Genomic DNA, 12,307 nt, shown 5'->3' with positions numbered 1-12,307 from the left:
GAGAGCCACGAAAACACATGTCGGCAACGCCGCGACCTGCGACACGAAGTGGAAGAAGGCGAACGACACCTCGACCGCCGGCGGCAAGATTCTGGGGGGCTGGCAAGCTTATGGACGGGGCAGCGCAGTTGCGAAGCCCACTCAGTCAGTCTCCTCGCCAACACGCCAGCCATGTGCCGTCGATATGCGCGAAGATAGACACGATATATCCGCCCAGAGCGTTGGCGACTGCTGCTGATTGTTCGGTGGCAGAACTGTCGCTGTGGAAGGAGTGAGTGGCTAGCCATAGCTGTGCATATACTCGTCTTCTTCGAAATCCTCGAAACTTTGGGACCAGTGCTTGCCGGGCCAGATATAGTCCACTCTCCCTTCCACGGGGCGGTAGACGGCAGTGTAAAGCGTCGGAAAGGAACCGCTCCTGGAATACAACGGCGGCAAAAGAAATAGATCGGTCAGTCGCGAGAGTGTCATGGTTGGATCGTCGATCGCCTGCAGGCGCGGTCGTAGTGGAGCGTCAACTTCGGCATGTAATTCACCAAGGCCGCGCGGCAATCCTTCGCCGTTGGCGTCGGTGATGCTTGATGGCCGAAATACCATCGTTCTGCTTCCGCTCGCCCAGCAACGAACCGGGAAAGCCAAGCCTTTCCGGGGCGATCTTCCCGTTCCATGAGGAATCTCTTGAACATCGGCAGCTATTCTAACCCGCTGCAAGCGGTGCGGCTACGTCGCTCTATTGCTCCAGACAACAACAGATCGTTCGGCTCTGTTGCGGCGGCAACTTCGGCGTAGTCACCCGGTTCAAGTTCAGGCTGCACCCGCCAGGCCCCGGTTGCCTGATCGCGCGCCGCTACAATTCGAAAGGAGGATTTTGGGCGGATATCACAGATGAGGCGATTGATTCGTGGCCCGGTTGAAGATTGGCGGCCCAATTGCCGAGTTGTTCGAGGGTGGCGTCGGTTCCGCCTTTACATGGTTGCCGGCGACGACATCACAATCACCCCGAAGCTTACTATTCAAACAGACGCACTTAGACGATCTCAGTCGCGCGCTGTGCGTCCAGAACGGTCATGCCCTCATGTCGCGCAAGTGCTTTCCGGATCTGCCCTACGATTTCCCGTTCGGCCTTGATGCGTCGCCGCATCAAGCAGAAGAACGATCGCAGGAGATATCCGATGGCATCCCACGACAGCCTGCAGTCGCCGTTCTTCAAAGCCAGCAGGACGTCGACAACCTCTTGCGCGGCATCCATGTCGAACAGGCGTTCGGTGGATCTTCTATTTTCGGCCTCCACGCGATCGTGGTCCGGCATGATTGCATGCAGTGACGCAGAAACAACATGTTCCTCCAGGCCATGGGTTGCCTGGAGCAGCGGGATCAGGCCGCCCGTTACGGTGTCACACAGCCTCTCGTCTACGTGGCAGGGAAGAAAATCGGCAATCGCTTCCAGAAGGTCGCACCACGATACAAGCTGCCCGTAGCACGCCTCGAGCTCGGTGAATTTGTTCGGCATTTGCATGATCGCCATCTACCTTTGCAGAAAGAGGCTTGCGGCGATCGCGACGGCGGCAAGGACGGCTGACACGACGCCCGTCCGCTGCAGGACGCCCATGCGGTAGAGCGTGATTGCGAAAATGACGATCACAGGGGTGGCTATGGAAAGTCCGATCTGGGCGTCGGTCATCATGTTCTCCTTTGAACCGGACCATAGGCCGGTCGAGAACAGACGTCTTTGAGATCGATCAAAGAGACAACAGCAGGCCCGGAAGCGACGGAAGGTGCAAGAAGAATTGGGGGAACGGGCTGGCTACTCAATACGAAATGCCAGCCATTGCCGTCCCGGATATCATCGAGGACGGCACCAAGGTCTCATGTCTTGGTAAACAAAACCTTGCCGGCTGAATTGGCCGCTGATGCGAGGATCCTAGGGTTTTTGCGTTTCCTCAAAGAAGAAAGCAGATCCATTGCCTATCGAGGGCGCATGACCTCGACGACATCAGACGATCTCGCGGAGCCTGGAAGTGGCGACCTGCTTGTTTGGATTCTTGCCTGGAGCGAACTGGCCTCGTTCGGGGCTCTCCTGGCTGCGTTTGTGATAGCCTCCTGGATTAGTCCGGAGGACTTCCTCGCAGGCAGGGCAAGGCTGGACACCACCATACCCATAGCAAACACCGTCGTCCTGCTTGCAAGCGGTTGGTTTGCCGCAATGGCCGCCCGGCAAACGAGATTGTTGGGGCGGCGGCTATTGTTGCTCGCAGCTGCGGCAGGAGGGTTTCTCTTCACTGCCCTGAAGATCCATGAGTACGGTCAGGAGGGAGCGTCGCTTCTTTCAAACGACGCGTTCTCGACGCTCTATGTGCTGATAACGGGCTTCCACCTGGCGCACGTGCTTTTCGGCTCTTGCGTGCTCGCCTTGATAGCTCGCTTCCCTTCACGTGAGAACGTCCATCTGATGACGACCCTGTGGCACGTCATCGACATTGTGTGGCTCGTAATGTTTCCACTGGTCTACCTTCTATGAAAATCGAAAACCGGACTTCCGCACGTCCGACCAAGGCGCTTGCCTATCTCTTCGCGCTCACCGGATGCATTGTCATCGGATCGACGTATCTGGGCGTCGCATCAAGACAGGCGTTTATGGCGCTTGTGGTCGTTGTTGCGATCGCAAAGGTCAGGTTGGTTGCTGCCGATTTCCTCGGACTTCGCGGTCGCCGTTCGCCGATTTACCCAGCCTTGATTGCATGGGCGGTGACCATCCTTTCCATGGCATTGCTGAAGACCCTCGCTTCCGGCACGTTTTTCTAGATCGCACTGGTCCAGAGCAGACAAAGCGATCCGTCGAGCGCGGCAAGGGCAATCGGGTCGGTGCCGGCGCAGGTGCCCTCGCAATGACGTGACGCTATTTTGCGATCGACGGCGCGGCCCGTCGGATCGGGCTTCGACGTCTTCCCGGTGTCCAGCCCGGCAAAGTCGGTCTGTCGACATCCGGCTGCCTTCTATGACGCCCGCTACCGAGCCCAGACCTCACCAACAATGCGTAATCCTTCGCTTACTTGCGAATTGACAAAGACCCCCCAGCGGAATTCGGCCATCCACCAATAACGAGCCCCTGGCTCGATTTCCGACGTCACGGCGGCACCGCCACTGACATGAAAGGATGATCGATGGCTGAACGCCTGACCAAAACCGCGGCCCGAAACGTGTTCTACGGCGGGTCCGCTTTCTTCTTCGCTATATTCGTGGGCCTTACGGCCCACAGTCACTATTACATTCGAACGGTGTCCACCAACGAGGCGACCCTGACAGAAGGCGTCGCCCGCGGAAAACACATCTGGGAAAAGAACTCCTGCATCAACTGCCATACGCTTGACGGTGAAGGCGCCTACTTCGCGCCGGAACTGTCGAACGTCTGGATACGCTGGGGCGGCGACAAGGATCCGGCAAGTGCCCGCGAGGCGCTTCATGCGTGGATGGCCGCTCAGCCATCAGGCATCGAGGGGCGCAGGCAGATGCCGCAATTCAATTTGACTGACCAGGAGGTCAACGACCTTGCCGATTTCCTCGAATGGGTCAGCAAGACGAACACCCAAAACTGGCCACCGAACCAAGCCGGCTGACAGGGAGAGGTTTTTAAGATGAAGTACAAGACTCAGAGCGTTGCAATGCTCTACTTCTACGGAGCGCTCGGCCTCTTCATGGCACAGCTCCTGTTCGGCGTGATCGCGGGCACAATCTACGTGTTGCCCAACACTCTCTCCGTCATGCTGCCCTTCAACATCGTTCGAATGGTACATACGAACGCACTGATCGTATGGCTGCTCATGGGCTTCATGGGCACCACATACTTCCTCCTTCCCGAGGAGTGCGAGACGGAGCTTTACAGCCCGAAACTCGCAAAGGCGCAATTCTGGATCTTCCTCGTGGCCGCCGCAGTGGCGGTCGTCGGATACCTCTTCCATATTCACGAAGGCCGTGAATTCCTCGAGCAGCCCTTTGCCATCAAGGTCGGTATCGTCATTGTCGCCCTGATGTTCCTGTTCAACGTCACGATGACGGCTCTCAAGGGGCGCAAGACCACCATCACCAACATCCTTCTGTTCGGTCTATGGGGCGTTGCAATCTTCTTCCTGTTTGCCTTCTACAACCCCGTAAACCTTGCGCTGGACAAAATGTACTGGTGGTACGTCGTTCACCTGTGGGTCGAAGGCGTGTGGGAACTGATCATGGCCTCGGTTCTGGCCTTCCTCATGATCAAGCTGAACGGCATCGACCGCGAAGTCGTCGAGAAGTGGCTCTATGTCATCATCGGCCTGGCCCTCTTTTCGGGGATCCTCGGCACCGGCCATCACTACTACTGGATCGGCGCACCGGGATACTGGCAGTGGATCGGCTCGCTGTTCTCCACCCTCGAAGTCGCACCGTTCTTCACCATGGTCGTCTTCACCTTCGTCATGACCTGGAGGGCTGGACGCAAGCATGAGAACAAGGCGGCCCTCCTCTGGTCGATCGGATGTTCTGTAATGGCCTTCTTCGGGGCCGGGGTCTGGGGCTTCCTGCATACGCTGTCGTCGGTGAACTACTACACCCACGGCACGCAGGTCACCGCCGCTCACGGTCACCTCGCCTTCTTCGGTGCATACGTGATGCTGAATCTCGCCGCCATGGCCTACGCCATTCCGCAGATCCGCGGGCGCGCGCCATACAACCAGTGGCTCTCGATCAGCAGCTTCTGGATCATGTGCGGGGCGATGTCGGTCATGACTTTCGCGCTGACCTTCGCGGGCGTCATCCAGGTTCATCTGCAGCGCGTTCTCGGTCAGTCCTACATGGACGTCCAGGACCAGCTCGCCCTCTTCTACTGGGTCAGGCTCGGCTCCGGCGTCTTCGTCTTCATCAGCGCGCTGATGTTCATCTGGTCGGTGCTTGTCCCCGGACGCGCACGCATGCCCAACGCAGCAGTACAGCCCGCCGAATAAGGCGGGCCCCCTCACTGGAGATCAGTCATGACAATAGCCCTCAATCATCCGCTGCATCCAAAGGACGAAATTCCCTACTATGCGCCTCAGGGCAATGAATGCGCCCTCTTCGAAAGCGCCTGGACCCGGCAACTTCCGGTCCTGCTGAAGGGCCCGACAGGATGTGGCAAGACCAGGTTCGTACAGCATATGGCAGCCCGCCTGGGGCTGCCCGTATCGACGGTATCCTGCCACGACGACCTTACCGCGGCAGACCTGACCGGTCGCTACCTCCTGAAGGGAGGCGAGACCGTATGGATCGACGGCCCGCTCACAAAGGCGGTTCGCAACGGTGGCATCTGCTATCTCGATGAGATCGTCGAGGCGCGCAAGGACGTGGCAGTGGTCCTCCATCCGCTCACCGACGATCGCCGGATCCTTCCCCTGGAAAGAACCGGCGAGCTTCTCGAGGCACAGTCGGGCTTCATGGTCGTCGTTTCCTACAATCCCGGCTACCAGAACCTTATGAAGGCGCTGAAGCCCAGCACGCGGCAGCGTTTCGTGTCGATCGAATTCGACTTTCTGCCGCGGGACAAGGAAATCGCCACCGTCTCGCGCGAGAGCGGGCTTCCTGAAGCCAGGGTCGCGTCTCTCGTCGATCTCGCCCGACGGCTCCGCTCGTTGAAGGGACAGGATCTCGAGGAAGGCGTTTCGACCCGGCTCCTGATTTATTGCGCGACGCTTGTCGAGGCCGGAATTCCCATGGCCGAAGCCGTCAGGGCCGCAATTATTGAACCACTGACCGACGAGGCCGATGTCAAGGCGGCGCTCGTTGAAGTTGCCAAGGCGACGATAGGCTAGGTGCGACATGCTTGAGTTTCTGGAGCTGGAAGAAACCGTTGGACGCACCTGGCATCGCCTCGTAGGCGATACCAGCTCCTGGAAGCGCCATCCGGAGCACGCTGTCCATCTTGCCGACCTAAAGGCGCAGCTCGCGGTCTGCTTCCGCGCCTTTGGTGGTGGGCGCACGCTTCAGATCCAGAAAGCGCGCCAGAAAACCTCGTCTCATCGTCTGCGGCTTCGCCAGGTTGTCGGTCTCGGCGAGGAAAGAAGCGATCATCCATCCTGGGATGGTTCCGCGATCCATCTACCGGCCACGATCGACCTCTTCCACGACGAGAGGCTCAATCGTGACCTCTACTTCTGGCTCGCGGGATATATCGCTGTCGCACAGATGCCGGGGCCGGCCTCCAGCGACAGGATGCTGGGCGACATCGCCCGGATCGAGGCGGGGCGCAGCAATTGCGCGCGGTTGGTCAGGGAATTCCCCGGAATGGCAGAGCGATATGCCCGCCTCAGCCATGCGGTCCTATCCTGCCGCGTTCGCGGGAAACTCCCTCAGGCAGAGATGCTTGTTGAAGATTTCGTGAAGAGTGCCCTCTCCTTCCCCTTGGAGCATGTCCTCCCGTCGGGGTGCCGGCCCGCTCTAGCGGCCGCTCCTCCCGGATACCTGCCGATGCTTCCCGTTCCCCTCTGGCCCGACTTCACTGGGCGGGCGGAATGCCAACCGACCGACCGAGACGACCTCCCATCCGACGACACATCGTCTGATGACGATGGAAAGCGGGTTTCTCACGAGGCAAAGCGAAAGGACGATGCCGCCGACCGAAAGCGCGACCCGTTTATTCTCAACCGCTTCGAGAAGATCCTCGCCATGGCGGAAATGGTCAATGTAGACCGCCCGACAGACGACAGGGAGGACGACGAACCGTCGGCTGCCGACGAGCTCGACGACATCACGCTCAGCGGAACCAAGGAGCGGCCGAAGTCAAAGTTCCACTTCGATCTCGACCTCTCCCCCGAAGCCGTTGATCCTTCGCGAATAGAAGGCGAGCTGCTCTATCCGGAATGGAATTTCAGGACACAACAGTACGCTGAAGACCATTGCCGGGTTGTGCTCGGGACAATTCAGGACGCGGAGATTTCCCCGATTGCAGGCGACCAGTCCGTGATCCGGAAGGTACGCAAGCAGTTCGAGATCCTTCGGCCACGACGCGAGATCTGCCGAGCACAGTTGGACGGAAACGAAATCGATCTTGAAGCGGTGGTGCGCTCGCGCATCGATCTTCTGGCCACCGGTTATCCCGATGACCGCATCTACGAATCGTCGCGTCCTGCGGCCCATGAGCTGGCCACATCCATTTTGGTCGACGTCTCGCTATCCACGGATTCGTGGCTCGACAATCGGCGGGTGCTCGACGTGGAGATGCAGGCGCTTAACGTGCTGGCTCGTGGCCTCGACGCCTGCGGCGACAGCTTCGCGATCGACACGTTCACGTCTCGCCGACACAGCTGGATCCGGGTGGACAGCGTAAAGCGCTTCGAGGAGAAGTTCTCCGCCACGACCGCCAGCCGCATCGCCAGCTTGAAGCCCGGCTATTACACCCGCATGGGCGCGGCGATCCGACACGTGTCCAAGCAACTCGACATACAGGGGGCAAGGAAGAAGCTGCTGCTGATTCTGACCGACGGAAAGCCGAACGACGTGGACCACTATGAAGGCCGGTTCGCGCTCGAGGACTCCCGGCGGGCGGTGATGGAAGCCCGCAATCGCGGCCAGGCAGTGTTTGCGGTCACCGTCGACCGCAATGCTGGCGATTACCTTCCCGCGATCTTCGGGCGGTCGGGCTTCTCGCTGGTCTCAAATATTGCGAAGCTTCCGAGCGCTCTGCCTGTGATCTATCGAAACCTGACGGCATAGCGGGACTACGATCACTGCCAGGGGCTTATGTGGGGGCGTCTGTGCGGGCGATCCAGCCGGTTCTTCTGCCATTGGACGGGGGGCCGACGTCGAGGCTGAGGGGCTGGGAAGATCCCGGCGGCAATCGCGCAAGCCAAGTCGCCTTTGGTTCTGCGGCTGGTCATCCGCAAAAGGGGCGCTGGACAGGAGCATCGAAACAACGATGTTGCCGTCTCGCGGACCATCCCATGTCACGCCGATCGTTTGACGAACATGGCGCCTTCTGGCGGCGACTTCCACCCAAACTGGCTCACCGCGAACTTCCATCCACGAGATGCTGCGCGTCAGGATTGAGATTGGCAGCGCGACGACGGTGCTCGCAAGAGGAGCCTGTCCGCCAACCCTGCCAATGGCGGCGAGCGAGACCCCAGAGATTGCCGGAAATGGCGGATACGGTCTGGCGGGTTGCGTCTGGCCGAAACCGTCCCGGCCAGCAGAGAAGGCGAAAGGTCAACACCCCATGAAGAAGCGGGCAGCGACCAGCTTAGGCTGCCTTGCTGTGAGACCGTCCCAAGGACCCGAAATAGGCGTCGAACGCGGCAGCAACCGCCCTGACCATAAATCGGGAGCTGCGGGAAACGACCACCCGGCCCTCCTCGATCGTGACTACGCCGTCCGAGACAAGCGCCTGCAACCGGTCGTTCCTGTCGAGCAGAAAACCGCTCTCGTATCCTGATTCCTCGGCCAGCTTCGGCAGATCCACCTCGAAGTCACACATCAGGCGCTCGATCACCCTGGCACGAAGCTTGTCTTCCTCGGTTAGCATATAGCCTTTCGCCGTGGGCAAAACACCGGATGCGACCCGTTCAGCATAGCGGCCCAGCGCCACGTGATTTTGGTAGTAACCGGACGGCAGCCTTCCTATCGCGGAGGCGCCAAGGCCGATCAGGGTGGCACAGTCATCCGTGGTGTAGCCTTGGAAGTTCCTGTGGAGGGTGCCGGCGCTGGAGGCGACTGCGAGCTCGTCACCTGGCAGCGCAAAGTGATCTAGGCCAATGCGGACATAGCCACAGTTGACAAGTTCCTCCGCCACCGCCTCGGCCTGCTCGTTTCGCTGCGCGGCATCCGGCAACGCGGCTTCATCTATAAGCCGTTGATGCTTCTTGAAGGCCGGGACATGAGCATATCCAAAAACTGCGAAGCGCTCGGGGCTCAATTCGACTGCCTGTCTGACCGTATCCACGCACGATTGGACAGTTTGATGCGGCAGGCCGTAGATCAGGTCGAAATTGATGCTCGTCACCCCGAAGGAGCGCAACCCTGCGACGGCTGCCTGGGTCTGACCAAAGGTCTGGATGCGGTTGATGGCCTTCTGTACGACGGGATCGAAACTCTGCACGCCGAGGCTGGCACGATCAACGCCGTTCTCTCCCATCGCCGCGATCATTTCTGGCGCGAGTGTGCGCGGGTCGATTTCGACGGCCACGCTGGCATCGTGCTCGAACTGAAAGGCGCTCCTGAGTTTCATCATGAGCGCCGCGAACTCGTGGGGCTTCATGATCGTGGGCGTTCCGCCTCCGAAGTGGACGTTCTTGACCGGCACATTGTTTCCGGTCGCAAACGACACCAGTTCGATCTCCTGGCTCATGACGTCGAGATATTCCAGGATCGGTGCGTCCTGCCGGGTGATGGTCGTGTGGCAACCACAGTACCAGCACATCGAGCGGCAAAAGGGTACGTGCAGATAGATCGAGACAGGGTCCGAGGCGGATATGGCTTGAAGTCCTTGCGCGTATTCGTCAGGTCCCACTGTCTCAGCGAATGCCGGTGCGGTTGGATAGCTTGTGTAGCGCGGGAGTCGGGCGTCGCCGTACTTGGCGACCAGAGCTTCCGACATGTCGATCTCCTTTCTTGAGGATCATCGCGCTCTTATGTCTGCCCACCGCCTGCATTTCCTTGTCATATGTCAATGAAAACGAATTCGCACGGGCCAAACCTCCTCGATGTTTGTTCGCTGTCAAAGTGCCCCAATCCGCGCAAGCCTATCGTTGCCAACTGACAACGGATGCGCCGCGGTCCCGTCGATCATCATGCCAGCGGCTGAAGGAACAATCACATGACTGACGCGCCCTCCACGCACAGCGAAATCACGCATATCGACGTGCGTGTACTACCGCCATTTGAGCGTCATCCCCAAATCTTCGGCACGCTGCATACGCTGGCGCCTGGAAAGGTTTTGCATATCACCAGTGATCACGAACCCCGGCCGCTTCAATACCAGTTGGAAACGGCACTTCCTGGAAAGTTTTCCTGGGAATACCTGGAGCAGGGGCCGGAGGTCTGGCGTGTGGAGATCACCCGTCTCGACGCCGGCTGCGACTGCTGCTGCGGCAGCCACTAGCACCGGAGAAGCACGATGATGCCAATGGGCGCCAGTCTGTCGCGCTGGACCATGTGCTACTTCGGCGCAGCGCTCCTCTTTCTGCTGTTTGCGGAGGTTCTGCTGTCAACAGGAAGCTGGGCGCCATCCGTCGACGTCAGCGATCCTCGCGCCCTCATCGTCGTGCACGCTGTAACGATTGGATGGCTTGCCCTCTTGATGATTGGCGCGCTGCTGCAGTTCGCACCGGTTCTTACGGGGTTGAGCCTTCCCAAAGGACGGTACGACGTCCTTGGCCTCGGCGGCATCGTCGCCGGGCTTGCCCTTCTGCTGCTGGGCTTCCATTTGATCGACCGTGGATCCGAACTCGCGGGCGGGGTGATGCTCGCTGCGGTCGCCACTCTGGCGCCTTCACTTTCCTGGGTGGGAACTGCGTTGCTGCTCGTGCTGTGGCGCGGTCGCAAGAGCCATCCGGCATCGCCCCTCGTCCTGATCGCAATCGGTTGCCTCGCGGCAACAGCCGCCCTCGGCTCGCTCTTTGCTGTAACCGTTTCGGGTGTCTCCCAGGCACCGGTTTTCATCGTCCTTCTGCTCCACGGGGTTCCCTTCCACGCAAGCTTCGGCCTCGGGGGGTGGATGACGTTGGCGGCCATCGGCGTAAGCTATAAATTGCTCCCGATGTTCCTGTTGTCCGACGACATGAAGCGGGCGCAGCTTATCGCCAACATGGCTGGCGTGAGTATGGTCGTGCTGGCGGTGGCGACTGCGATTTCACTGACGTGGCCGACCGTTTCCCAATGGTTGCTTGCAGCGGCAGCAATAGTGTTCGCTGTAGCGATCGCCATATATGTACGGGAGCTGATATCGGCCTACAAAGGACGCCGCCGCGGGCCTCTGGAGGTGAACATGTCCGGATCACTGCCGGCCTTCACGCTACTTGGACTGTCAATGTCGATGCTCGCGACAGGCCTCGCAACCAATGTGGGGAGCCATTTTCTCGCAGCCGCAGTCTACCTGTTCGTCTTCGGCTGGCTGACGGGTCTGGGTCTTGCCCAATTGCTCAAGATCATACCCTTCCTGACGTGGATCGAGGTCTTCGGCCCCCTCCTCGGACGCCGGCAGACGCCGCGTCTCTCCGATCTCGTATCGGGAGGTCGGGCCGCGATCTGGCTTTGGCTCTTCTACGGCGCGGTTGTCGTCGCGTCGTTTGCAATAGCTGTGGCTTTCGACGGCCTTTTCCGTGTTGCCGTCATCCTCCAGACCTTCTCGACCGCTGCCCTCATCATCGAGCTTGTCCTTGCTCGCTCACTCGCAAATATAGATGCTTCGATGAAGACAGCACCATTCAAAAAGCCGGCGCTTCTTTTCGCCGTTAATCAAAGGGGTAACGCCAATGGTTCAGCTTCGTGAACTCGACGTACGTCAGATCCTGCGGGACGGCGGGATGCCGTTCCAATTGATCATGGATACCGTCTCCAGCCTTGATCCTGGCGAGGGACTTAGGCTCCATGTGATATTCCAGCCGGTTCCCCTGATCCGTCAGCTCGAACAGCGGGGCTACTCGCACGTCGCTCGAAAGCTTTCGGAGGATGACTGGGAGATCGATTTCGTCCCCGGCGACCAAGCTGTCGAACCTGACCTGCCGGCCCCGGCAACGGAAGCCATCTGGCCTGATCCGGTTTGGAACCTCGATCTAACCGACCTTCCGCCTCCCGAACCGATGGAGCGTATCCTCGCGCGGCTCGAGACGATGGAAAGCGGCGAAGTCCTTTTCGCCCTGCTGAACCGTGAACCGGTTTTTCTCTTCAATGAGCTGAAGGACCGCGGCCATGAGTGGATCGGGAACTTCGACGACAGCGGAAAGGTTTACAGGATCATGATCAGAGCGACGCCGGCAGGTTCGGATGGCTGATCTCTCTCCGAATCTGATCCTCGATGTGCTCCGGGGAATCAAGGACCCGGAGGTCGGAACCAGCATCGTGGACCTGGGTCTCATCTACGAGATAGATACCGACCCCACAGGCATCGTAAGGATCAAGATGACCACGACCACGCGCTTCTGTCCGGTATCGGGCTTCATTGTCGAGGCGGTAAAGAACCGTGCCGCCGAGGTCGATGGCGTGATCGATGTCGTTGTCGATCTCGTCTACGATCCTCCATGGTCGCCAGACATGGCCGCGCTGTTTTCATTCGAGCAGCCAGCCTGACGACGGCAAAGGCTGGAAAGGCATCAAA

General features: G+C 59.5%; 14 protein-coding genes. 10 read left to right on the top strand and 4 right to left on the bottom strand.

All coding sequences use genetic code 11. From position 1 onward, the window contains the following. Positions 1 to 279: 279 nt before the first annotated feature. The 3 genes from C934_RS0108170 to C934_RS35090 all read right to left on the bottom strand — a co-directional run bounded on the left by C934_RS0108170 (position 280) and on the right by C934_RS35090 (position 1,681). On the bottom strand, positions 280 to 597 hold the full coding sequence (locus tag C934_RS0108170; protein WP_018856224.1) for a hypothetical protein: 318 nt from the start codon (positions 595 to 597) through the stop codon (positions 280 to 282). Positions 598 to 1,027: 430 nt separating this feature from the next. Continuing rightward, positions 1,028 to 1,525, bottom strand: a complete 498-nt coding sequence (locus C934_RS0108165) for a hypothetical protein (protein WP_018856223.1) — start codon at positions 1,523 to 1,525, stop codon at positions 1,028 to 1,030. Beyond that, positions 1,526 to 1,681, bottom strand: coding sequence for a hypothetical protein (locus C934_RS35090; RefSeq protein WP_018856222.1), 156 nt, complete (start codon positions 1,679 to 1,681; stop codon positions 1,526 to 1,528). It lies immediately after the preceding gene. A 297-nt stretch (positions 1,682 to 1,978) separates the two neighbouring features. Between C934_RS35090 and C934_RS0108155 the strand changes: the two genes are divergently transcribed. The 6 genes from C934_RS0108155 (at position 1,979) to C934_RS0108130 (ending at position 7,713) form a co-directional block, all read left to right on the top strand. After that, the gene (locus tag C934_RS0108155; protein WP_018856220.1) at positions 1,979 to 2,518 is read left to right on the top strand and encodes a cytochrome c oxidase subunit 3; all 540 of its coding nucleotides are present in this window, start codon (positions 1,979 to 1,981) and stop codon (positions 2,516 to 2,518) included. Next, a complete protein-coding gene (locus C934_RS31720) occupies positions 2,515 to 2,802 on the top strand; it encodes a hypothetical protein (RefSeq protein WP_018856219.1) in 288 nt (95 codons plus the stop codon). Before C934_RS0108155 ends, C934_RS31720 begins: the two co-directional genes overlap by 4 nt. Before the next feature lie 359 nt (positions 2,803 to 3,161). Further along, positions 3,162 to 3,614, top strand: coding sequence for a c-type cytochrome (locus tag C934_RS0108145; protein WP_018856218.1), 453 nt, complete (start codon positions 3,162 to 3,164; stop codon positions 3,612 to 3,614). Between the two features lie 18 nt (positions 3,615 to 3,632). Further along, positions 3,633 to 4,973 (top strand): cbb3-type cytochrome c oxidase subunit I, encoded by a 1,341-nt coding sequence (locus tag C934_RS0108140; RefSeq protein WP_018856217.1) that lies wholly within the window; start codon positions 3,633 to 3,635, stop codon positions 4,971 to 4,973. A 27-nt stretch (positions 4,974 to 5,000) separates the two neighbouring features. Next, positions 5,001 to 5,813, top strand: coding sequence for a CbbQ/NirQ/NorQ/GpvN family protein (locus C934_RS0108135; RefSeq protein WP_018856216.1), 813 nt, complete (start codon positions 5,001 to 5,003; stop codon positions 5,811 to 5,813). A 7-nt stretch (positions 5,814 to 5,820) separates the two neighbouring features. Next, complete coding sequence (locus tag C934_RS0108130; protein WP_018856215.1) at positions 5,821 to 7,713, top strand: nitric oxide reductase activation protein NorD; 1,893 nt, start codon at positions 5,821 to 5,823, stop codon at positions 7,711 to 7,713. A gap of 523 nt (positions 7,714 to 8,236) precedes the next feature. Here the strand turns inward: C934_RS0108130 and hemN are convergent. After that, positions 8,237 to 9,589: an oxygen-independent coproporphyrinogen III oxidase gene (hemN, locus tag C934_RS0108125; RefSeq protein WP_018856214.1), complete on the bottom strand. Its 1,353-nt coding sequence runs from the start codon at positions 9,587 to 9,589 to the stop codon at positions 8,237 to 8,239. Between the two features lie 219 nt (positions 9,590 to 9,808). On the opposite strand from hemN, the gene C934_RS0108120 reads away from it, so the two are divergent. From C934_RS0108120 to C934_RS0108105, 4 genes are read left to right on the top strand one after another with little or no spacing between them, the layout of a single operon-like run. Beyond that, positions 9,809 to 10,093 (top strand): DUF2249 domain-containing protein, encoded by a 285-nt coding sequence (locus C934_RS0108120; RefSeq protein ID WP_018856213.1) that lies wholly within the window; start codon positions 9,809 to 9,811, stop codon positions 10,091 to 10,093. Positions 10,094 to 10,108: 15 nt separating this feature from the next. Continuing rightward, a complete protein-coding gene (locus C934_RS0108115) occupies positions 10,109 to 11,482 on the top strand; it encodes a hypothetical protein (protein ID WP_018856212.1) in 1,374 nt (457 codons plus the stop codon). Next, on the top strand, positions 11,466 to 11,984 hold the full coding sequence (locus C934_RS0108110) for a DUF2249 domain-containing protein (RefSeq protein WP_018856211.1): 519 nt from the start codon (positions 11,466 to 11,468) through the stop codon (positions 11,982 to 11,984). The genes C934_RS0108115 and C934_RS0108110 overlap by 17 nt, the downstream gene beginning before the upstream one ends. Beyond that, complete coding sequence (locus tag C934_RS0108105) at positions 11,977 to 12,279, top strand: metal-sulfur cluster assembly factor (protein ID WP_018856210.1); 303 nt, start codon at positions 11,977 to 11,979, stop codon at positions 12,277 to 12,279. The genes C934_RS0108110 and C934_RS0108105 overlap by 8 nt, the downstream gene beginning before the upstream one ends. Positions 12,280 to 12,307: the final 28 nt, after the last annotated feature.

Source organism: Rhizobium sp. 42MFCr.1 (genome assembly GCF_000377185.1).
In the GTDB taxonomy this organism is placed as follows: domain Bacteria; phylum Pseudomonadota; class Alphaproteobacteria; order Rhizobiales; family Rhizobiaceae; genus Rhizobium; species Rhizobium altiplani.
Note: the sequence above shows the minus strand (reverse complement) of the source record. Positions and strands in the feature narration are given on the sequence as shown.